Source organism: Chryseosolibacter indicum, from assembly GCF_018598585.1.
GTDB classification, from domain to species: domain Bacteria; phylum Bacteroidota; class Bacteroidia; order Cytophagales; family Cyclobacteriaceae; genus Chryseosolibacter; species Chryseosolibacter indicus.
This window is the reverse complement of the sequence record NZ_JAHESD010000003.1, coordinates 52279-75596: the sequence shown is the minus strand read 5'-3', so window position 1 is coordinate 75596 and position 23318 is coordinate 52279. Positions and strand designations below refer to the sequence as shown.

The 23318-nt window shown below is 40.8% G+C and carries 18 protein-coding genes and 1 riboswitch; of the genes, 12 read left to right on the top strand and 6 right to left on the bottom strand.

Annotated features, from left to right (window positions below; translation table 11 throughout):
• Window positions 1–17: 17 nt before the first annotated feature.
• The gene (locus KK060_RS01955) at window positions 18–1091 is read left to right on the top strand and encodes a glycosyltransferase family 4 protein (RefSeq protein ID WP_254151720.1); all 1074 of its coding nucleotides are present in this window, start codon (window positions 18–20) and stop codon (window positions 1089–1091) included.
• Here KK060_RS01955 and KK060_RS01950 read toward each other — a convergent pair.
• Both KK060_RS01950 and KK060_RS01945 read right to left on the bottom strand, forming a co-directional pair.
• Entirely contained in the window at window positions 1043–2374 is a 1332-nt protein-coding gene (locus tag KK060_RS01950) for a hypothetical protein (RefSeq protein WP_254151719.1), read from the bottom strand. The genes KK060_RS01955 and KK060_RS01950 overlap by 49 nt on opposite strands.
• A gap of 13 nt (window positions 2375–2387) precedes the next feature.
• The gene (locus KK060_RS01945) at window positions 2388–3641 is read right to left on the bottom strand and encodes a tetratricopeptide repeat protein (RefSeq protein WP_254151718.1); all 1254 of its coding nucleotides are present in this window, start codon (window positions 3639–3641) and stop codon (window positions 2388–2390) included.
• 21 nt (window positions 3642–3662) lie between these two features.
• On the opposite strand from KK060_RS01945, the gene KK060_RS01940 reads away from it, so the two are divergent.
• Both KK060_RS01940 and KK060_RS01935 read left to right on the top strand, forming a co-directional pair.
• Window positions 3663–4304, top strand: a complete 642-nt coding sequence (locus KK060_RS01940; RefSeq protein ID WP_254151717.1) for a hypothetical protein — start codon at window positions 3663–3665, stop codon at window positions 4302–4304.
• 107 nt (window positions 4305–4411) lie between these two features.
• Complete coding sequence (locus KK060_RS01935) at window positions 4412–7384, top strand: glycosyltransferase family 117 protein (protein ID WP_254151716.1); 2973 nt, start codon at window positions 4412–4414, stop codon at window positions 7382–7384.
• A gap of 188 nt (window positions 7385–7572) precedes the next feature.
• Here KK060_RS01935 and lpdA read toward each other — a convergent pair whose 3' ends face one another.
• Complete coding sequence (lpdA, locus tag KK060_RS01930) at window positions 7573–8961, bottom strand: dihydrolipoyl dehydrogenase (RefSeq protein ID WP_254151715.1); 1389 nt, start codon at window positions 8959–8961, stop codon at window positions 7573–7575.
• 247 nt (window positions 8962–9208) lie between these two features.
• Here lpdA and fabG point away from each other — a divergent pair, with 247 nt between their 5' ends.
• The 3 genes from fabG to KK060_RS01915 all read left to right on the top strand — a co-directional run bounded on the left by fabG (window position 9209) and on the right by KK060_RS01915 (window position 11383).
• Complete coding sequence (fabG, locus tag KK060_RS01925) at window positions 9209–9955, top strand: 3-oxoacyl-[acyl-carrier-protein] reductase (RefSeq protein ID WP_254151714.1); 747 nt, start codon at window positions 9209–9211, stop codon at window positions 9953–9955.
• Window positions 9956–10028: 73 nt separating this feature from the next.
• Window positions 10029–10481 carry a DinB family protein gene (locus KK060_RS01920; RefSeq protein ID WP_254151713.1) on the top strand — a complete coding sequence of 151 codons (453 nt, stop codon included), beginning with the start codon at window positions 10029–10031 and terminating at the stop codon, window positions 10479–10481.
• 338 nt (window positions 10482–10819) lie between these two features.
• Window positions 10820–11383, top strand: coding sequence for a hypothetical protein (locus KK060_RS01915; RefSeq protein WP_254151712.1), 564 nt, complete (start codon window positions 10820–10822; stop codon window positions 11381–11383).
• Window positions 11384–11385: 2 nt separating this feature from the next.
• Here the strand turns inward: KK060_RS01915 and KK060_RS01910 are convergent, their stop codons facing one another.
• Window positions 11386–11592 carry a hypothetical protein gene (locus KK060_RS01910; protein WP_254151711.1) on the bottom strand — a complete coding sequence of 69 codons (207 nt, stop codon included), beginning with the start codon at window positions 11590–11592 and terminating at the stop codon, window positions 11386–11388.
• 276 nt (window positions 11593–11868) lie between these two features.
• Window positions 11869–11990, top strand: a riboswitch (SAM riboswitch).
• Between the two features lie 292 nt (window positions 11991–12282).
• Here KK060_RS01910 and KK060_RS01905 point away from each other — a divergent pair.
• The 6 genes from KK060_RS01905 (at window position 12283) to KK060_RS01880 (ending at window position 19021) form a co-directional block, all read left to right on the top strand.
• The gene (locus KK060_RS01905; RefSeq protein ID WP_254151710.1) at window positions 12283–13605 is read left to right on the top strand and encodes an O-acetylhomoserine aminocarboxypropyltransferase/cysteine synthase family protein; all 1323 of its coding nucleotides are present in this window, start codon (window positions 12283–12285) and stop codon (window positions 13603–13605) included.
• Window positions 13606–13650: 45 nt separating this feature from the next.
• Window positions 13651–14694 carry a homoserine O-acetyltransferase family protein gene (locus KK060_RS01900; RefSeq protein WP_254151709.1) on the top strand — a complete coding sequence of 348 codons (1044 nt, stop codon included), beginning with the start codon at window positions 13651–13653 and terminating at the stop codon, window positions 14692–14694.
• Window positions 14691–15917: a homoserine dehydrogenase gene (locus tag KK060_RS01895; protein ID WP_254151708.1), complete on the top strand. Its 1227-nt coding sequence runs from the start codon at window positions 14691–14693 to the stop codon at window positions 15915–15917. The genes KK060_RS01900 and KK060_RS01895 overlap by 4 nt, the downstream gene beginning before the upstream one ends.
• Before the next feature lie 117 nt (window positions 15918–16034).
• Complete coding sequence (locus tag KK060_RS01890) at window positions 16035–16574, top strand: hypothetical protein (protein WP_254151707.1); 540 nt, start codon at window positions 16035–16037, stop codon at window positions 16572–16574.
• 98 nt (window positions 16575–16672) lie between these two features.
• Window positions 16673–17737 carry a transporter gene (locus tag KK060_RS01885; protein WP_254151706.1) on the top strand — a complete coding sequence of 355 codons (1065 nt, stop codon included), beginning with the start codon at window positions 16673–16675 and terminating at the stop codon, window positions 17735–17737.
• Window positions 17738–17860: 123 nt separating this feature from the next.
• Entirely contained in the window at window positions 17861–19021 is a 1161-nt protein-coding gene (locus tag KK060_RS01880) for a formimidoylglutamase (protein ID WP_254151705.1), read from the top strand.
• A gap of 11 nt (window positions 19022–19032) precedes the next feature.
• Here KK060_RS01880 and KK060_RS01875 read toward each other — a convergent pair whose 3' ends face one another.
• Both KK060_RS01875 and KK060_RS01870 read right to left on the bottom strand, forming a co-directional pair.
• The gene (locus tag KK060_RS01875) at window positions 19033–19911 is read right to left on the bottom strand and encodes a YicC/YloC family endoribonuclease (protein WP_254151704.1); all 879 of its coding nucleotides are present in this window, start codon (window positions 19909–19911) and stop codon (window positions 19033–19035) included.
• A gap of 50 nt (window positions 19912–19961) precedes the next feature.
• Window positions 19962–23315, bottom strand: coding sequence for a translocation protein TolB (locus tag KK060_RS01870; RefSeq protein WP_254151703.1), 3354 nt, complete (start codon window positions 23313–23315; stop codon window positions 19962–19964).
• Window positions 23316–23318: the final 3 nt, after the last annotated feature.

Here is a 23318-nt window from a genome sequence, read left to right as displayed (position 1 = left end):
CTTTTGTGTCAAAGAATATGAAAATCCTTTTCCTTGTACCTTATCCCTTAAAAGAGTCACCTTCTCAGCGGTTCCGGTTCGAACAGTACTTTAATATTCTTCACCAACGAGGTATCACTTATGAGGTTCAAAGTTTTCTCACAAATAAAAATTGGCAACTTTTCTTTAAGCCAGGGAACGTGCATTTAAAAGCACTCGCGCTCATAAGCGGCTTTATGAAAAGGATTGCCATTTTATTTATCCTCTTTAAATATGATTTTGTCTTCATTCATCGTGAAGCCACTCCTGTCGGCCCTCCTGTTTTTGAATGGCTGATAGCAAGGCTTTTCAGAAGAAAGATTATTTACGACTTCGACGATGCAATTTGGTTAACCGACAGAAAGAATGAGTCTCGCCTTCTTAGAGTACTAAAATGGCGAAGTAAGGTTTCTTCTATTTGTCGATGGAGTTACAAAGTGAGCTGTGGAAATAACTACCTCTGTAACTACGCCTTGCAGTTTAACCCAAATGTTATTTATAACCCTACAACAATAGACACTGTTAATCTTCATAATCCTTCCCTCTATAAAAAACACCCAACAGAAGCCATTACCATTGGCTGGACCGGCTCTCACTCAACATTAAAATACCTGAAAGAAATTGAACGTATGTTAAAAATCCTGGAAGATGAATTTCCGCAGATAAGAACGGTTGTTATAGCAGATCGACCTCCTGATCTGAGTCTCAATTCATTAGTATTCAAAAAATGGAACATTAACACTGAAATCGAAGACCTTTATCAATTCGATATTGGTATTATGCCCTTGCCCGACGATGAGTGGTCTAATGGAAAATGTGGATTTAAAGCACTTCAGTATATGGCAATGGAAATACCTACAATTGCGTCCCCTGTAGGAGTAAATACCAGAATCATCAATCACAAAATCGATGGCTTTCTTGCTTCCTCTGCTAATGAATGGAAGACATATCTTGAGTTACTAATTAAGGACCGCGCACTTCGACTTAGAATCGGAAAAGAAGGAAGACAAAAAGTAATCAGCAGCTACTCTGTACCTTCAAATACTAACAACTTTCTTTCTTTGTTTGCCTGAGCGTAAATTAATATTAATGCAAGCAGGTAGAAGGGCAGCAGCGGAATCTTATACCTGGAAAGGGTTCCAAAATTAAAGGTTGAGATTCCTACTGCAAATGCGAATGTTATGCTAAACACAAGACAAAACAACACATTTGCATTGAGCAGTGACTTGATTACAAAACCTTTGCTTTTGTAGAAAACGTAAATAGTTAATACCAAAAGTGCAACACTCTCCATGGCTGACATTACCATTAGAGGATTTCTTACCTCCCACAAATACGGCCTGAAAAGAGAAACATTGATAGCCTGAGGAGCAAGGCGTATCATGCTCCCTAAAGAACCATCTAACTCACCTAAGGTATAAGTACTCCCTGCATCACGTCCTGTCTGATAAGCAATGTCATAGGCGGTTACCATAGCGGTATTGCCAAGCTTTTGAAGATTGTATCGCTGATCATCCTTACCCACCTGGCTGATGGTAAGATATGCAGAAGCGACAATAAAAATTCCTATAAAAGGTAACAGCAAGGCTTTTAAAACTACTGATTTAATACTTGCCAGTTGTCTTGCATACACCCAAAGTAAAACAGCAGGCAAAAAGCACAGAAGAATATATTTTTTTATAGCATAAGTAACATACAAGGAGAGCATGAGGGTGATTAGTGCTGTAATGCTAAACCTTTTATGTATAAAAAGCTTCTGAACGTTATAGGTTGCAATGCCAAGTGCCCCGAGGGTAATGGTATCTTTTAATAGGCCAGACCCCCAGAAGAAAACAGATGGAACAAACAACGTGGCAATGGCAATAAGTTTTACAAACTCTGGTCTTTCTTTATAAAACGTTAAAAACAACATCCAGCTTCCTGTAAAACCAAAAGCAGCAAAGCAGACCGCAGTTGCAGAGTAGGTTGAAAAGGTAAACAAATCAATAAATGCTGCTATTCGAATAACAGTATAAGAACTGTTATCGTTAAAAAACGGAATACGAGAAGCATATCTATAGACCTCGCTTACATCGCCCGTCTTTCCAAAAATCATCTTAAATGCTTTCTGAGGAGATTCTGTAAAGGCGTCCCATATATGACGACTGCCATGGGTATGAAAGTTAAATGTATCCCCACCACCATAGTAAAACTGGTATAGCATACCTAAGGCTAGAGCACCAATGATCCTTACCGTCAGGGCAGGAATAAAATACCTTTTAGTAAGTGCATCTGTTACAGCTGGCCTTATTATATAAGCCGCAACGTATACAAACACTATTACTACAGGTGTAACAATAAGATCACGAAGCTCCAAACAGGTGAGTTATTTAATCTCCTTTTTCCAATTTCTTTAACCTCTTCTTGGCGTCTTTAAAAGCTTCATCCTTGCGATTCGCATTTTCTTTTACTTGCTTGAAATACTTTCTTGCTTCAGCTTTGTCGCCTTGCTTTTCTGCTATCTCTCCAAGAGAAATTAAGGAGTAAAGATAATATCCGGAATCCGTAGCATCTATCTGTTCTGCGAAGGCAAGACACTGCTTGTAATATTTTTTTGATTCTTCAAGATTCTTCCTGTTCTCATAAATCTGACCCAGGAAGAAAGCCGCATATCTACCGCTGGTGGCTTCATACCCAAGCATGCCGTTATCTATCCTTGCCAGAATATCCTTACAAACCATTTCAGCTTCTCCAAAACGCCCCATTGAATAAAGCATGCGAGCATAATAACGGTGAAAAAATGGGTTATCAGGATAGTTTTCATTGAGGTACTTACTGATCTGAAATGCTTGCAACTGGTCATTCTCGTAGCTATTAAGAATGCGCATCAGCCACACCATGGCTTCTATTCTCGTATAAAACGCATTATACGACACCTCCTTTAGCTGCTTTAAGCCAAGTGCTTTATCTCCCTTTCTAAAAAACCACAATACCGGTTTTAGTGCGGGATAATTCTCAGGTACCCATACAGAGAAATAGTTATAGAGCGCATCTCCGAATAATAACTCCGGACTTAAATTGTGATAACCTCTGCTCTCATCCAGATAAGCAAGCGCATCCTTTCCGGCCGATGCAGCTTTTCGCCACTGCTTTCTCTCCTCATCGGAATATAACCTTCCTTTAAACCCGTAAGCCGCCGCAAGAAAAAAAGCCGCCTCTACCTTGTTTGCCGGGTAATCGTCATATAACCGTTCTGCCACGTTAATGGTACTGTCCATGTAAACGAGAAACGTATCATCGTGGGACTTATCGCTGGTATTAGGCATGATCTTCCACCACTCGATAAGGCCCATTAGAAAATATGGCAATGGATGCCATCCATACTCCGTTTTTAAGGACCGAAACTTGGCTTCGGCATTATCAAATTTGAAATTATACAAGTCATTTAAAGCCTGGGTACATTCCAACTGAACCCTAAAGTCCGACAAAAGAATAATAGTCGTATCTTTTTTTATTGCGTTCTGTGCTTTAAGCTTAAAAGGAACGACTAAGAGAAATAAACCAACAATAGTAACAACAGAAGGTTTGAGAAAGGTAAATTGAATCTTGGTATTATTGAAAACCTTACCTGATTGTTGGGTCATATACATGTAAAAACGACTAACGTGATAAACTCTGCTACTGAAAACGAAACTAAATCATTATTTGGTGCCAGCAAAAGATTACTCTTTTTGTTACTTTGCCTTGCAACCCTGTTGCTTCTTTTTATTAAGATTTCATTCATTGAAAATGAAACTGCAGCTTTTGAATTCCTTCAGGATAAACCCGAAGGCAGCATTCTTCAACTGATAAACACACTAAAATACATATCAATACCCATAGTTTACCTATGGAAGTTTACAGTTATAGCTTTCGTAATATGGGTAGGATGCTTCATGTTTGGCTATAAAGTAACCTATAAAGAATGTTGGGGTGTAGTAATCAGTGCGGAGTTCGTGTTTTTAATACCTGAAATCCTGAAGATTGTTTGGTTTATGACCATTGAAACAGATCCTTCCTACCACGATATCCGTGCGTTTTATCCCTTTTCACTCATGCACTTTGCTGATTATTATTCGTTAGATAAGCGTTATGCATATCCATTGCGTGCCCTTAATTTATTCGAGGTCATTTATTGGATTATACTTGTTAACGGTATTGATTTCTATGCACAAAAAGATAAAAAATATGTCTGGATAATAGTTGCATGCTCCTACATTCTGCTTTTTGCCCTTTGGCTATTGTTTTACATCACCGTTTATAAATAAACGTTTTTTTACAAGCTGAATCGGCCATTAAATGAAATTCTGACCTAAATCTGATAAATCCTCATTATTTTCGCGCCTCAAGTTTTTTATACGAATAAAAACCAATCATGAACCATAATTTTCAAAAGGTTAACAACCTCGTTGGCTGGATCATCTTCGCAATAGCCTTGATCACCTACTGGCTGACAATGGAACCTACAGCAAGCTATTGGGATGCAGGTGAATTTATTGCCGTTTCCTACAAACTACAGGTTCCCCACCCACCCGGCGCACCTTTCTTCCTCCTGCTGGGTCGCCTATTTTCATTTCTTTCTTTTGGAGACACCTCTCAGGTTGCTTACTGGATCAACTTCGTCAGTGTACTTGCCGGAGGCTTCACCAACCTGTTCCTGTTCTGGTCTATCGTTCTGTTTGGGCGTAAACTAATGAAGATAAAAAGTGAAACAGACCTCACTCCTGATAAAACATGGGTATTAATGGGAGCAGGTATTGTCGGCGCACTTTGCTATACTTTCTCTGACTCACAATGGTTCTCCGCTGTTGAAGCCGAAGTTTACTCAATGTCATCATTCTTCACTGCTTTTGTGGTTTGGGCTATGCTGAAGTGGGAGCTTATAGAGGATGAATCAAAAGCCAACCGATGGTTAATATTGATCTTCTACATGATGGGTCTCTCCATTGGTGTTCACTTGCTCAACCTCGTTACAATTCCGGCACTCGCACTTATATATTACTTTAAGAAGTATGAACCAGGTAAATGGGGCATTATCGCTGCCATGCTTGTAAGCCTGCTCATCATCTTCTTTATCAATAGCATTATCATTCCTGGACTGCCCTCTATGGCAGGAAACTTTGAGATCTTCTTTGTGAATTCATTAGGACTTCCATTTGGTTCAGGAGCCATCTTCTTTGCTCTGCTGTTACTAGGGGCGCTTATTTATGGTATTCGTTACTCGCAGCAGAACCAAAAGCCTCTTTTGAACACCTTCTTATTGGCTACAGCCTTTATCCTTATCGGATACTCTTCGTATGCCATGGTGGTTATCCGGTCAAATGCAAACCCTCCTATTAACGAAAACGATCCTTCTGATATCATGAGCTTTGTGCGTTACCTGAAACGTGAGCAATATGGAAGTAGGCCTTTACTATATGGTCAGTATTTTACCGCGCAGGTTGTTGGTTACGATGAAGGTGAGGTTGTATATGTTAAAGGGAAAGACAAATACGAAATCGCTGATAAACGAATCTCTTACAAATACGATGCTAAAGAACAAACTATACTGCCAAGGATCTGGAGTACTGATCCTGACCATCAGAAAATATACCGCGAAACTTTGGGCTTGCGCGAAGGCGAAAGACCAAAGTTTACTGACAACATCTCTTTTATGATCTCCCACCAGATCGGCTGGATGTATATACGTTACTTCATGTTCAACTTTGCAGGGAGGGAAAGCGATATTCAGAATGCTGACTGGCTGAGACCATCGCAGTGGTTTGAGAAGTTACCACCATCACTGGCCGAGAACAAGGGAAGAAACAACTTCTTTATGATTCCTTTTATACTGGGCCTTATCGGAATCTTCTACCAGTCTGTAAACAGCACCAAGAACTTTGTTGTAATCACTTTGCTGTTTATCCTCACAGGAGTTGCCCTTGTAGTTTATCTCAACTCACCTCCTACTGAACCACGCGAACGAGACTACATTTATACAGGATCTTATTACGCCTTTACTTTCTGGATCGGGCTTTCCGTGATTGCACTCGCCGATTGGCTGAAGAAAGTTACGGGAAATCTGAAAACCGCAGGTATGATTGCTACTGTTCTGTGCCTCAGCGCTCCTATTCTTATGGCAAAAGACGGATGGGATGACCACAATCGCTCTAAACGGTATTTCTCGGTTGACTCAGCAATAAATTATCTACAGTCATGTGCTCCTGATGCAGTATTGTTCACCGGGGGCGATAACGATACTTTCCCGCTCTGGTACTCACAGGAAGTTGAAGGCGTGCGTACTGATATGCGCGTGATTGTATTAAGTTATTATAATACTGACTGGTATGTGAACCAGACCATGCGCCAGACGTATGAGTCGAAACCACTTCCATATACCCTTACACCGCAGAATTATCGTCAGGGTGGGCCAAACGATTATCTTCCTTTCTACGATGCAAAAATTAAAAGCGTAGATCTGAAGCAGTTCCTCGACCTGGTTAAGAAAGATCATAAAGGGCTACGCATGTATCCTACAGCCAACGTTGTTCCAACACGTGAGCTAATCTTGAAAGTAGATGTTGACAAAGTGAGAAAACTCGGTATAGTTCCTAAAAACCTCGACAGTCTTATCGTACCTGAAATGCGCCTGCGTGTTAAAGGTGGTGGACTTGAAAAGAAAGATCTTGCCATGCTTGATGTACTTGCTACTGCAGATTGGGAAAGACCTCTATACGTCAACAACACATCATTGGCGCAGTTTAATGTTGACCTCAGCAGATACGTAGTTCAGGAAGGTAACACTTACAGAATTCTCCCTGTATTCAACCCTAGCAACGAAACGGAGCTTGTAAATACAGCGGTAGCTTATGAGAACATCATGAAGAAATTCCAGTTCAGAAACCTGGATGACTCTACCATCTATTACACACAAGATTACAGAAGCTTTGTTCAGAACCATCGGAGCAGTCTGAATTCTGTTGCTGAAGCACTGATAGCAGAAGGAGACAAAGCAAAAGCGCGTGAAGTGTTATTGTATAGCTTGACTAAGATGCCGGACAAGGGAATTCGCTACGATTTCACTAATGTGAGAATGATTGAACTTCTTTTTGATGTTGGCGAGAAAGACAAGGCACTTAAAATTGCCAATACCGTGTCTCCTCGCTTTGATGAGACCGCTGCCTACTACATAGACAAAGGTGAATTTGGTCGCGAATTCCAGATCAACCTTATGTTACTAGGAGAACTCCAACGTGTATTGTATGCTAACGGAGAAGCCGATCTTGCCAAGAAAATCGAAGATGTCTACACCAAACACGCCCAAGCTTTCCAAAGTAGCAGAGGCGGATTTGATAGACAGGATTTCTAAACCAACAACTAGTAAAAAGACAAATCTCAAGAAAGCGCATCAGTTTCTAACTGATGCGCTTTTTTTTAACCTTCAACCTTCACAACCCCGAAAACAGAACCCAAAACATTAAACCATTGAACCGCTAACCAAAGAAAAAGCCCCTCGCAATTACGAGAGGCTTTCCTCTTAAATGTATTGTATAACTATTATAAGTGTATCACTTCACCGTAAGCAGCAGCTGCTGCTTCCATAATCGCTTCACTCATGGTTGGATGAGGGTGAACAGACTTTATAATTTCGTGACCTGTAGTTTCAAGCTTACGCGCAGCTACCACTTCAGCAATCATTTCAGTTACGTTAGCACCAATAAAGTGAGCGCCTAACCACTCTCCATATTTCGCATCAAAGATAACTTTTACAAAGCCATCTGTTGCGCCTGCAGCTTTAGCTTTACCTGATGCACTAAAAGGAAACTTCCCTACTTTAATTTCATAGCCAGCCTTCTTCGCCGCTTCTTCAGTATAACCTACTGAAGCAATTTCAGGAGAGCAATACGTACAACCAGGAATGTTGTTATAATCCAATGGTTGAGGATTTTGTCCTGCTATTTTCTCAACACAAATAATACCCTCTGCGGAAGCTACGTGAGCCAATGCAGGGCCTTTTACAATATCACCAATCGCATAAACGCCAGGTACGTTTGTCTTATAGAAATCATCTACTACTACACGACCTCTGTCAGTTTTCACTCCCACTTCTTCAAGTCCTATGCCTTCAAGGTTTGTAGCAACACCTACAGCTGAAAGAACAATATCGGATTCTATTTTAATTTCACCAGTTGGAGTTTTTACAGTTGATACACATCCTGCACCAGATGTATCTACTTTCGTTACTTCTGAGTTGGTGTAGATGTTAATGCCAGACTTCTTGAAAGATTTCTCTAAAGTCTTGGATACTTCTTCATCTTCAACAGGCACAATTCTTGGAAGGAACTCAACAATAGTAACTTCAGTACCAATTGCATTATAGAAATACGCAAACTCAACACCAATAGCTCCTGATCCTACAATAAGCATCTTCTTTGGCGCTTTGTCGAGCACCATCGCCTCGCGGTAACCGATGATCTTCTTTCCATCTATTTTCATAGCAGGAAGCTCGCGCGACCTTCCACCTGTAGCTACAATAATATGCTTAGCCTCGTAGTCAGTCTTCTTACCTGCGGCATCTACCTCTACCTTGCCACCTTTTTTTAGCTTACCAAAACCTTCAATAAGATCAATTTTATTCTTCTTGAAAAGAAATTGAACCCCCTTGCTGTTACTGGCAGCTACCTCGCGGCTTCGCTTTACCATTCCAGGTAAGTCAGCTTTAAAGTCTTTTACTTCTATACCGTAATCCGTAGCATGTTTTATGTATTCAAAAACATTTGCACTTTTTAACAATGCCTTGGTAGGTATGCATCCCCAGTTAAGGCAAATTCCACCAATTTCCGCTTTTTCAACAACACCTACCTTCATACCTAATTGAGAAGCACGGATGGCTGCTACATAACCGCCAGGACCACTACCGATTACGATCAGATCATATTTTGACATAGTGTAGATTTTTAAATTCGCTGCCAAAGATAAAAGCAGATCGGTAATAAAAAATAAGCTTTACTTAAAGTAAGTCGAATTTAAGACCACATTTTTCGACACCTTCGGGAACTTAAAATGCTGATGCAAAACAAATTAAAGGGCCACGACAAATGCTGCTACGCTGTTTTCACAAATGAATTGTTATTTTTGCCCCGTTTTAAAAGGTTATAAAAAGACCATTATTTTAATACTCTTACTGCATTATATGAAATTACTCCAGGGAAAAAATGCTCTTGTTACCGGAGCCTCAAAAGGTATAGGCAGATCAATTGCCCTCAGATTTGCCGAGCAGGGTGCCAATGTTGCTTTTACATATCTATCCAGTGTAGAACAAGGCCAGGCATTAGAAGCTGAGCTTGCTGCGAAAGGAATTAAAGCCAAAGGCTTCAGGTCTGATGCTTCTGATTTTGTTCAGGCAGATAAACTAATCAACGATGTTATCGCCGAGTTCGGCACCCTTGATATCCTCATTAACAACGCCGGTATCACAATGGATAACCTGCTGCTTCGTATGAATGAAGAAGCTTGGGATCGTGTTATCAACGTAAACCTTAAGTCATGTTTCAATACAGTAAAGGCAGCTACTAAGCCAATGATGAAACAAAAAGGTGGCTCAATCATCAACATGACATCCGTAGTTGGTATTAAAGGAAACGCGGGCCAGGCAAACTACGCAGCCTCAAAGTCAGGCATCATTGGCTTTACAAAATCAGTTGCCCTTGAGTTAGGATCAAGAGGCATACGCTGCAATGCCATTGCCCCTGGATTCATAGAAACTGAAATGACCGAAAAACTTGATGAGAAAACAATTCAGAGCTGGCGCGATGCTATTCCCATGAAGCGTGGCGGAAGACCTGAAGATGTAGCTGATGCGTGTGTATTCCTTGCTTCAGATATGTCGTCATATATTACCGGACAAGTACTTCAGGTAGATGGTGGCATGCTTACTTAATTAGAACGCCATTATAAATTATTGATAGAAATCCTCAGCAACGAGCTGAGGATTTTTTATTTAATTCAGCGCTATGAAAACAGAGATTGAAAACATCATCCAGCTGCTCAACAGGACCTACAGTGGTGACGCATGGCATGGACCTACTGTAAAAGAAGTACTCAAAGATCTTACACCAGAGCTTGCAACTAAAAGCATCGCTGCTTCCAACAGCATCATAACCCTTATCGCACACATGACAGCCTGGAGAATATTTACGATTGAAAAACTTAAAGGCAATGCAGCGTACAAAGTATCCCCAGAGTTAAACTTTCCTGACGTCACAGACTTGAATAATGAACTTGATAAACTTGAAGCATCACAACAACAACTTATAGAAGCAATCAGATCATTCCCACCAGAAAGACTTACAGACATCATCCCCGACGGCACACAGAAATACACATACTACGCTCTATTGCACGGCATCATTCACCATGACCTGTACCATGCAGGACAAATTATGATCATGAAGAAGTATGCGTAACAGGGGACTTTATATCAGTAAAATAACAACAACTTCTTCTTCCTTCCTCCCCCCTTTTTTCGTATCTTAAACCTCCTTCCTGATATTCCTTTACAGGGACCAAAATCCATTTTCTTAATCCTATTTAAATTCCGTCGGCAAGGGCACCGAGAGTCCGGCAAGAGTCCACAAAGAGTGGAGAAATGAACCAGTTAGCCTATCCCTATGGCGAAGCTAAGCCTTAGCAAGCATTCTGTTGTAAGTCCTTATGCCATGGGAAGGCAAGAAAAAATTCCGGCGAGATTTCTTTTGACACTACTTGTCAAAAACCTACCTCATATTGTCTGAAAAAGATAATCATGGCAACCTTACGTGTAAAATCACCAATTGAAGGTTTTAGCGGTTCTATAGGGAAATTCGTAATAAAACGAGTAGGCAACAGAACCATCCTGGCGCATAAACCTAAAAAAACAGGCAAGCAAAGCGAAAAACAAAAGCAGAACAGGCTAAAATTCAAGGCAGCATCTGCCTACGCAAAGCAAATCTTAAAAGATCCGCAGAAAAAGGCGTATTATTTACAAAAGGCAAAGAAGCTGAATCTAACCAATGCCTATACTGCTGTGATCACCGACTATAAGCGTAAGGGCGAGATTAAGGAGATAAACACCAGCAAACAGCAGGGCAAGGCAGAGCACACCATTAAGGTTAAAGTGTTTAAGAAACACTTCGCGATTAACAAAGTGCGTGTTACTGTTTGTAATGATTGCGACAAGCCTATTATTACAAACTTGGCTATGCGAAAGGGAATAGATGAGTTTGTCTTTATAATGCCCTCTTCGGTTGAATTAAAACCTAACTACAAGATTAAAGCAACTATCGAAGATTATGCATGGAATGAGGTAGTGAAAGAAGTAATAATATAACCCTACTCATTTTCCCTCACGGCAGCGTAGTAGATAACATAGAACCAGCTCAGTATACCATGAATTACAGCGAGCAGAATAGATTTGTTTCTCGACCATGATATCGTTACAGCAATGGCAGAACCTAAACCAATGCCATTTCTTATAATGGTTGTATTAACGGAATCACCACTATCTGCAAACACTGTTGTTGATATACATAGTAACACAACAAGATAAAAGAGGGACTTTAATTATACATAATGTAAAATAGACAAATAGGATAAGTATTTCCAAGAGCGTCTAAATCCTTTAGCTTAATCAACATCGCGAACCTAAACTAACTCATAACGCAGAACCCCAGAACATCGAGCCAAAACCTAAACCCTGACTAACAAACGTAAGCGGGTATTTATTCGAAAAAATATTTTAGTTGAGATTTGGAAACCATCTTTTCAGGCTCTACGTTTGTAATATCAAGTCGAAAGAAGCACACCTGCTTTATCGATTTATAAAGAAGTGCTGAGAGACAGGCTCTGCGAAGCACTAGCAACCCTCCCGACACGAACGGGAAAAGGTGCTAAATCCTGACTCTGACTCGGAAAATCCGGGTCAGGATATATAAACCGATTAATAAATGAAAAAAATCATCGAATCAATCGAGTCAGTAGTACTAGGTCTGTATGACTTATGTGCTTTCGCTTCTGAATTCTTTAACCCGTCTGAAATCTGCTGCGAGCAGGACGACATGTGCATGTGTATGCCTTGTTGTTGCTGCAACTGCGATTGCTAAGTAACGATTCTTTCATCGTTCGGCAACAAACAGTATTGACCTGCCTTGTGACAGGGCAACATAGGTCTTGCTGTCTCGTCATTTTCTATCAGTAGTTATTTCATTCACACTTAAAAAATTCAACATCATGTCAAACTTACGTTTTGAAACATTACAGCTACACGCAGGCCAGGAAATAGATCCAACAACACGTTCACGTGCCGTACCTATCTATCAAACAACATCATTTACTTTTAAAGATTCAGAACATGGCGCTAACCTCTTTGCGCTAAAAGAATTTGGCAACATCTACTCACGCATCATGAATCCTACCAATGATGTGTTTGAAAAAAGAATTGCAGCACTTGAAGGAGGCGTGGGTGCGCTTGCTGTAGGATCAGGACAAGCTGCACAGTTCATTGCCCTGAGCAATATTCTTCAGGCAGGTGATAATTTCGTATCCACCTCGCTACTGTACGGTGGCACTTACAATCAATTTAAAGTTGCTTTTAAACGATTAGGAATAGAAGTACGCTTTGCCGAAGGTGATCGCGTTGAATCGTTCGAGAAGCTTATCGACAAAAAAACAAAAGCTATTTACCTTGAAACAATAGGTAACCCGGGCTTTAACATACCTGACTTTGAAGCCATTGCAGCACTAGCGAAGAAGCATGATCTACCCCTTATTGTAGATAATACGTTTGGCGCTGCAGGCTATCTCTTCAGGCCATTTGAGCATGGAGCACACGTTGTGGTAGCTTCTGCCACCAAATGGATAGGCGGACACGGCAACTCTATTGGCGGTGTTATTGTTGACGGCGGAAATTACAACTGGGACAATGGCAAGTTTCCGCAGTTTACAGAGCCTTCAGAAGGTTATCATGGATTAAAATTCTGGGAAGTATTTGGCGAAGGTAATCCGCTTGGCTTACCCAACATCGCCTTCATTATACGTGCCCGTGTTGAAGGTCTTCGTGATCTTGGGCCAGCGCTAAGTCCTTTCAATTCATTCCTTTTCCTTCAGGGATTAGAAACCTTATCACTACGTGTTCAGCGCTCGGTAGATAACGCGCTTGCCCTAGCCCAGTGGTTAGAAAAACATCCATTAGTTGAGAATGTTAACTACCCGGGTCTTGAAAGCAGCACCTATCATAAGCTTGCGAAAAAGTATTTGCGTAATGGCTTTGGCGCTGTACTTTCTTTCACCCTGAAAGGCACTAAAGAACACACCACCAAAGTAGTTGACAACCTGAAGCTGGTGAGCCACCTTGCCAACCTGGGCGATTCAAAAACACTTATCATACAACCTTCTGCCACTACGCATCAGCAATTGAGCAGTGAAGAACAGATAGCCTCAGGGGTATTACCCAATCTGTTGCGTGTGTCAGTAGGCATAGAACACATTGAAGATATTAAAACAGACTTTCACCAAGCATTTGAAAAAGTGTTTGCAGGAGAATTGGTAGCCTAGGTACTCGCGTCTTACTGGTTCCACCCCTGGATAGGACGAATAATTATGGAGAAAACAGATCATACATTTCATTATAATCACAACTTCACTCTGGAGGCCGGCGACTCGTTACCCGGCTTTCAACTGAAGTATACCACACTGGGAAGATTGAACCCCGAGCGCGACAATGTAGTTTGGATTTGTCATGCGCTTACTGGTAATTCTGACTTCACGGATTGGTGGAAGGAGCTCTTCACTGGGAATAGTCCATTTGATCCGTCGCGTCATTTTATTATCTGTGCCAATACGCTTGGCGGTTGCTATGGTTCTACGGGCCCATTATCAATAAATCCAAAAACAGGTCAGCCTTATTACCATGATTTCCCAACCATTACTCATCGTGATGTAGTGCGGGCATTTGATCTGCTTCGTCAGGAATTAAACTTCGACCGCGTTTATGCGTTGGTTGGAGGTTCGCTTGGCGGGCAACAGGTACTGGAGTGGGCCATCCTTCAACCGGAAGTATTTGAACACATCATTCCTATTTCGTGTAACGCTTTTCATTCGCCTTGGGGTATTGCCTTTAATGAAGCCCAACGTATGGCGATACAGGCCGATCCTACCTGGAAAGAAAATGATGCACGTGCCGGCATTGAAGGCTTAAAGGCAGCGCGTGCCATTGGCATGATCTCCTATCGCCACTACGACACTTATGGCGAAACACAAAGCGAAAAGAACAACGAGAAGATCGATGCCTTCCGCGCGTCAACCTATCAGCAATACCAGGGTGAGAAGCTGGCAAGCCGCTTCAATACCTTTACCTACTGGATACTATCGAAGTTGATGGATAGCCATAACGTTGCCCGAAATCGCGGTAGCGCTGATGAAGCATTGAAAAAGATTAAAGCAAAAGCATTGGTGATTGGTATTGAGAGCGATATTCTTTTCCCTATTGCCGAGCAAAAATATCTTTCTCAACATATACCCAAAGCCAAGTTTGATGCCATCACCTCTATTTATGGACATGATGGCTTTCTTGTAGAATTGGAGCAAATCAAAAAGTTAATAAACCAATATTTAAAAAAAGTCTCTGTTAAAGTTCTGATATGAAGAAGAAATTAAAATTAGGTGTGTTTGGATTCGGATGTGTTGGCCAAGGGTTATACCATGTACTTCACGAAACACAAGGCATAAAAGCCGAGATCAAAAAGGTGTGTGTTAAAACTAAAAACAAGGCTCGCCCCGTTCCAGACAGTTTCTTCACCTTCGATAAAAATGAAATACTTAACGATCTGGATATTGATATTGTTGTTGAGTTGATTGATGATGCCAACGCTGCATTTGAAATCTTAAAAGCCTCTCTCGAAAAAGGAAAGGCTGTAGTAACGGCAAACAAAAAGATGCTGGCCGAACACCTCGAAGAAATATTTAATCTTCAGAAAAAACACGGGAAGCCCGTGCTTTATGAAGGAAGCGTATGTGGAAGTATTCCCATCATCCGCAATCTTGAAGAGTATTATGACAATGATCTGATTCAAAGTATTGAGGGTATATTCAACGGCTCTACCAACTTTATTCTTACTAAAGTATTCGAAGAAAATAAAAATTACACAGAAGCTTTAAAGCAAGCACAGGAATTGGGCTTTGCAGAAAGCGACCCGAGCTTGGATGTGAAAGGGTATGATCCTAAATTTAAGTTAGTCATTGCCATAGCACATACATTCGGCGTATTCGTAAAACCTGAAGATGTGATCAACATCGGCATAGACCGCATCTCTGATCTTGATCTTAAGTTTGCAAGGGAAAACGGATACAACATTAAACTGGTAGCACGCGCATTTAAATCTGGTGACAAGATCTTTGGATTTGTTGCACCGCAGTTTATTGATCCAACCAATGCTCTGGCGTCTGTAAGAAATGAATACAACGCCGTGCAGGTGCAAGGTGCTTTTGCCGAGAAGCAAGTCTTTATCGGAAAAGGAGCGGGTAGCTACCCGACTGGTTCAGCTGTGCTTTCAGATATCTCTGCTCTTACCTACCAATATAGCTATGAGTACAAGAAGCTTGAACAGGCACATGGCCTCACCTTCTCTAATGAGCTGATCACAGAAGCGTTTGTAAGCTTTGATGAAGGCACACCTATTACCGGAAATGACTTTGAAGAACTTCAGTCTGGCTATGCATCGCAAGGCAAGCAATACATGGTAGGAAAGGTAACTTTAGAGAAGTTGCTTCACTGGTCGAAGATTGAAGGTGTTGGAATCATCCTGGCTCCTAAAGCCGCTTTTATACCGCTTTCAAATATCCAGACCCGCTCCCTTTCAGTAGCTTAATATTTAGTTAGTAAAGTTTAAAGTTGACAGCCCCTAATCCCAAGGGGCTGTTTTATTTTCTCGATTTGACTTTTCATTAAATATCTTCTAATATCGTCCTAATAAAGACAATAACGTTTGAAACGGTCCTTCTCAATACTATTTCTGGTAATCTTCCTCTTTAATGTCGGAGGTTATTATCTGGTATTTTGGGCACTTCGTTATCAGGCCAATGCTGAACTTAATTCAAGGTTGGATCAGGAGGACTATTCAGCAGATCAAACTGTTGAATTGAAGATACCCCTTACCATCCCCTACCCCATGCATCCCAGAGGTTTTGAAAGGGTACATGGTAAATTCGAGCATCAGGGCGAGTTCTATCAACTGGTAAAGCAAAAACTTCAAAACGATACACTTTACGTGATCTGCTATAAAGATCATGAGGAAAAACAATTGATGGATACAATGACTGACTATGTATCCCTTTCCAACGACCTTCCAGGGACCGCAAAGAAAGCCCTTAACTTTTTCGGCAAACTTCTTAAAGACTTTGAATCAGGGTCTGATCTTGCATTAATTGCATCAGACACATGGTGTTTAAATCTTACCTTTAGTTTCTCACATGAAGAAGTAATATCTGCTTCTCTATCTGTTCTGGCACCACCGCCTAAAGCATAGATCGGTTTCCTCCTTTTAGTACTACTAATTCATTGATCATAATGATCAATGATAACTTACTCTATTTAACTATTTACTAACTACCCAAACCGATTTCTATGAAATTACTATACGTATTTGCAATGTGTATTGCTTTATCTTTTGCCTCGCTCCACGCCTCAGCGCAAGGTTGCGTTGCTGTTAAGAATATGTCGTCATGTTCTTTGGAATACGACTCCATGCCGAAACGCGGCTGGCAGTTTTCGTTGAACTACAGATACTTCAGATCATTCCGTCATTTTAAAGGTAAAGAAGAACAAAAAGAAAGACTTGAAAAGCACACCGAAGTAATTAATAACGATAACTCCATTATTGCAGGCATCAGCTATCGTTACAATAAGAATTTCAGCTTTGCAGCAGCCATCCCTTACATTTACATCGACCGCTCTTCACTATACGAACATGATAGAGTTCATAGATACCATTCACAATCAAGTGGCATTGGCGATATTCGGCTGACAGGATATTATGGATTAAACTTTAGTCACTCAAGCAATTTAACTTTTGGACTGGGATTAAAACTTCCTACTGGTGACTACAATACAAAAGATTATTTCCATACGGTGGACGGCCCTCAGTTAAGACCAGTCGACCAATCTATTCAACCTGGAGATGGCGGCCTTGGAATCATTACTGAATTGAACTACTCGAAAATGCTTGGAAGAAGCTTCAATGTATATCTAAACTCGATGTACATGTTTAATCCACGAAATACCAATGGCACCAGAACATTCAGAGAAACTCTCAATCCACTTTATGCAAATGAGGCGATCATGTCAGTAGTAGATCAATATTTTGCTCGAATAGGAGGACACTACGTTTTCAATGAAATGCTGTCAGCTGGAGTAGCGGGTAGAGTTGAAGGTATTCCGGTTGAAGATTTAATAGGCGACAGTGATGGCTTCAGAAGACCAGGTTATATTTTATCCGTAGAACCGAACTTATTATTAACCCATAAAACACATTCTTTCGCTGTTAACTTCCCTATAGCCCTTATCAGAAACAGAACCCAGAGTTTAACTGATAAACAAACTCAAGCAATAACAGGCCAGCCAAGGCATGGTGACGCTGCATTTGCAGATTGGTTGTTGTCTGTTACCTATGCCTACAAATTTACACGGTAGTTAATCCCGGCAACGATAATAAAAGAGGCGTCACACAACGCCTCTTTTTATTTTATGACTGTCAATTATTACATCAGATGTCTGCGTTTCAAAATCATCACTTATATTCACACAGAATTAGCTATGGATTTAACAATATTCTTTTCGCCGATAGACGAATCTGTTTACAATAACATCTCCTCATCTACCAGTTTTTACAAAAGCATCAGAGCCTTCACGGAAAAGATGCCAGACTATAGAGGAGCTCATATAGCGATAATCGGCGTAAAGGAATCAAGGGGAAATGCAGCAAATGACGACGCAGCAAACGGCCCAGACGAAATCCGTAAAAAACTATATCTGCTAAAAAAGGGGACAGGAAATTACCGCATAGTAGATCTAGGAAATCTCAACCCCGGCCACGACCTTGATGAGACCTATGTAAGGCTAAGCGAAGTGTGCCGGATGCTTCTTGAGAATAACGTGTTGCCTCTCATAATCGGAGGCTCCCACGATCTGGACTACGGCCAGTATGCAGCCTACGAAACACTTGAAAAACTCGTAAGCTTTCTTAACGTTGATGCCATGCTGGATCTTGAAGACAGAAGTGAGAACAACCCAAGCAGGCATCATATCCATAAAGTATTATTATACGAGCCCAACTATCTCTTTAGCTACACCCATCTCGCTTATCAGTCTTACCTCATTGATCCTTTGTCTGTTTCAGTGCTTGAAAAGCTCTACTTTGAAGCATTCCGAATAGGACAATTACGAACCAACATACAGGAAATAGAACCTGCCATCAGAAATGCAGACATGCTTTCCTTCGACATCACAGCAATTCGCTCTTCGGATGCACCGGGCAATGCATTAGCACAGCCGTTTGGTTTAACAGGAGAAGAAGCGTGCCAGATCTGTTGGTATGCGGGACTAAATGAAAAGCTCAGCTCTATCGGGTTCTACGAGTACAACCCTTCCTTTGATGATGTACACAAGAAAACCGCTTCTGTAGTAGCCACTATGGTTTGGTACTTTATCGAAGGATATTATTGCAGGAAAAATGAATCGAACTTCAAGAGCAACGACTTCCTAAAGTATACCGTCTCTATGCCTGTAGAACCGGAAACAATTTCCTTCTACAAAAGTAAGCTAAGCGAAAAATGGTGGATGGAAGTACCTTATGCAAATGGCCGTGAACGCTATGCAAGAAACAGCATTGTTCCCTGCAGCTATACCGACTACCAAACTGCAGTAAAAGGAGAAGTACCTGAAAGGTACATCAGCACCCTGGCAAAACTTATATAGGCAACAACTGCCTATACAATATTATTAAGTTGTTCCTTGATCTTCTCAAGCTCTTCCTTCATCAGCACCACATGCTTTTGAATTTCAGCGTCGTTGGCTTTTGAACCAATGGTATTGATCTCCCTTCCTATTTCCTGAGCAATAAAACCTAGCTTCTTACCATTCGATTGTGGCTCTTTAAGCGCATGGATAAAATAATCAAGATGCGATTTAAGCCTAACTTTCTCTTCGTTTATATCCAGCTTCTCGATGTAAAAAATAATCTCCTGCTCGAGTCTGTTAGGATCAAAACCTTCTTCACCTAAAAAAGAAGATACATTATTCCTTAAACGTTCTCTTATCCTGTCTACCCTTTTAGGATCTAATTGCTTTATACTATCCAGGTTTTGTTCAATGGAGATGCAACAGTTCTTAAGCATATTGCCCAATACCTTGCCTTCATCCACACGAAACTTATCACATTGCTCCAATGCTTGCTGTAACAGTCCTTTGACTTGCTTCCATGCCTCTTCGTTTACACCTTCGCTCAAATTACTCTTGATTACGTCAGGCGAAGTAAGCGCTAATTGAAAAAGATCTTCGTATGGAGCAACAACTCTATCAGCAAGTTTCTTCAACTCATTATAGTAAGCTACAAATAATGATTCGTTGTAGGTATGCTTAATGGAGTTATCTGCAAGCCTTTCATACTCGATTGTAACAGAAACCTTACCCCGTTCCAGTGTTTCACTGATCATGTTCCTTACTTCCATTTCCTTTTCAGAGAAGGTTTTAGGAAGGCGGAGGTTTAAATCAAGAAACTTAGAGTTAAGGCTTTTAACTTCAATATGCATTTGAGTCTGGCCATCATTAACTGATACCTGGCCAAACCCCGTCATAGATTTAATCATTAAGTGCTTCTTTTGGTAAAGCGTGCAAGATCGAAAAATGTTTGTAATAATCAGAAATCAAATCCGAGTGTCAGGAAACCTCTTGGTTTACCAACCTCATAGTCTTCAATAGGCCATGCAAAATCAAACTTCAGGTAGTAGCTGAAAACCACAGTTCTCACCCCTACACCGTAGCTCTGCAACCATGGATTAAGATAATTTTTGATTCTAGCACTAAACGGTGCCTGATTGATCACGTCATAACTCACGCTGGTGCCCTCTGTAAAAGGAGGCTTACCGGACCAGCTTGTTCCTATATCATAGAATCCAACAAACTGAAGATTCCTGAAAAAGTTAGAAGCAACCGGACCATTCGTAAGGGCGCGCACCAACGGAATTCTTAACTCAGCATTTAATAACATCGCACTGTTTCCGAATAAAGTACCATAATCAAAGCCGCGAAGATTTGTAGCATACTCTACAAACAAAATGTCTTGAGTTTCTCCTTCTATACCCAGCGGATTTGCCTGACCCTCGCTGGTAACACCCTTATAATACGTTTTATTGAATAACCAATTATTCATACCACCGAGCAAGAATTTCTTAGGCGAGTTGCCGAAGAATGTTCCTGCAAATCCCCTCACAGCAAATACTATTTCTTTATATATCTGCTGATAATGACGTAAGTCAATTGAGGCACGACTAAAGCTATATTCTGCATTATCGATTCCCTGGGTGTGGGTGAAACTAATCTTACCCCGTGTGCCCTCCATTAAATTCATGCCGGTGCTTACTGAATTATCATAAACCAGTTCTGATTTAAAACCACCGTAATAATGGTTTGTTGGATCAGCTGAAGGAGGATTTAAAGGGAAAGGTCTCTCGCCGAGACTTACTGAAGATGCAATCTGACCAAATGGCTTGAAAGTTAATCGCATCCTATCGGTGAAGGGAAACGAAGCCCCTATCTCCAATCTATGTAATGTATATTTATACACTTTATCACCCTCATAAGTCTCCCAACGTACCGCCTTCCTATCAAACCTTGCACTGAAGTCAATAAAGCGAGGTAAATATTCAAACTCAGCAAACACATCCCCTTGGCGTAAATCAAGCGTTGTCATTATGCCACCGTTGAATCTATAGTTCTCAAGCATGTCGTTCATCTGCGTCTCCAGGAGTATCCCTAAGCCTCTAAGGGGATCCATTACGAGAGAAGTTACAAGGTTATCAGCACTGAACTTTGTTTCATAAGGAAAAGGACCAAGTATCTTACTCTTTTCACGTGCCTTCATGTAACGTGTAAGGAAGGACTCACTCGGCTGATTTTGTTTTACAACGTCATCCTCAAATTTATAATTATCAGTACTTACAACATTCTCCTTTTTGGCGCTCTCTTCAAACTGATAGTTATCGGTATTAACAACGCCTGTGTTTTTCGTTGTATCAACAGGGTTCGTATTGGTAATTACTGTGTCCGGCTGGGTCGCTGATAAAGAATCAGGCACTTGTGGTTTTACAGGAGTCGAAGGAGTGGTAGCGGTATCCTGTTGCTGCTGGCTTTCCTTTAAACGGGCGTTAAGCAGATCTTTGATGCTCATGTTCTTATTCTCTTCCTGCTTTCTCTTTTCGCGTATTACCCTTGCCTGCTGCAATTCTTTTCTTCTCGTAGCAGGTGTGAACACCTGGCGCGAAGCATTAAAGCCTCGATCTACAAAAACACGTTGCTTCATGTTTTTATTAGCAACATAAGCAAAAGTGTTATTATTGAAATTGATGTCGTACCCAATTATGCTTGTGCTAAAATTTGTGATCTGAGAGTAAATTCCGTTCGTGCGGTTGTACTTGAATAAGTTCACAATACCGCGCTGGTCGCTGAGATAATAGAAATTATCATTATCAATAGCCAATGGCTCGCTGTCTTTACTTACTGTATTTGTTACTCTGGCAACCGTAGTTTTGGTTGTATCTAAATCAAAAACAAAAAGATTATAAGTATCCTTCATCTGCGCGAACTCAGGAGTTGTGGCTGTACGTAATGAATCACTGGTTCTGTTTGAACTAAATACAATTCTATTCGTACCCGGAATAAAGCTTGGATCCAAATCATCATACAAATCATTGGTTAATCTTCTTACCCTATCTCTCCGAGAGCTGACGAGGAACAAATCATTTCTCCCTTCAAAATCAGCACTTAAGATGGCCAGCCGTCCATTATCAGAGAAATTCAAACTTCTTACGTTACTAAATCTGTCTAACTCACGTGGTATCTTTGAACGTGTACTTAAATCGTAAAGCCAGAAAACATACTCTCCATGTTTTACACCAATAACGCCGAGTGTATTGGCATCAGCCCAATTAATTAGAGGCTGCCTGTAATCTACACGTTGCTTAATTACCTTGCTACCTCCTGAAATTATTGTACGCTCCCTACCACTTGAAAGTGACCGTACCTTTACAATATACCGACCACGGTCATTCTCTGCATAAGCGATGTACTTTCCATCAGGACTTATCTTTACTGTAGTATATACCGTAGTTTTATTCTGATGACGGATAAAAGAAGTTGAATCAGATGGAATAACATAAGACTCTGACACCTTCTTCTCCTGCTCAGCATAGTATTTATGCCACTCATTAATCAACTGCTTAAAACTAACCCCCAAGGTAATCTGGATACTCTTCTCTTCGTTTCTCGTAATACGCGTATAATTAAGAATGTTACCTACACTGCTCTTTCCATACTTTTCAGCAATAAAATTCCATACAGACTGTCCTGCAAGAGCGGCTTCTTTATCGGAAAGTCTCGTGATCTTCTTTGCCTTGCGAGTTCTCATTAGCTGTCGCATATAATCATCCATCTCAGCACTCCAACCTTTCGCTACATATAATGAAGCCCCATCAATAAACCAATCAGGCAGATTCATAAGAATAGAACTTTGGAATATATCCTTGAGAGAGCCACCAAACATCATCTCATCAACCATCAATTCAGAAATACGAAGCAATAGCTCTTCTTTAAACTCTTGTACGGTTCCCATATTAGCAACTTCCACATATGGCTTTATAAACTCTGTTTCGCCATTAACGGTATACAGGTTGCGATTAAGCCCTACATTACTCTGCCGCAGATCAGACAGTGAGTTATAGATAAATACTTTTGTCTTAAAATAAGGCGGATATCCAATAAGGTCAGTTATCCGGTCAAATTCTGATTCAAGAAATTCGAGAGCGTTTTGAGCTACTACCTTTCGGGCATCATAGTAATACACATCAAAGTTTTCCCCGCTAAGATATTGCCAGTTAAATTGCCGGTATTGGATCCTGTTCTTCCCAAAAGTTTCCTGAGCGTATTGTCCTTTTGATATAGAAGCAGTGAGTATAGTAAGTATAAGTGCAGTAAAAATTCCTCTTCTGAAAAACATATA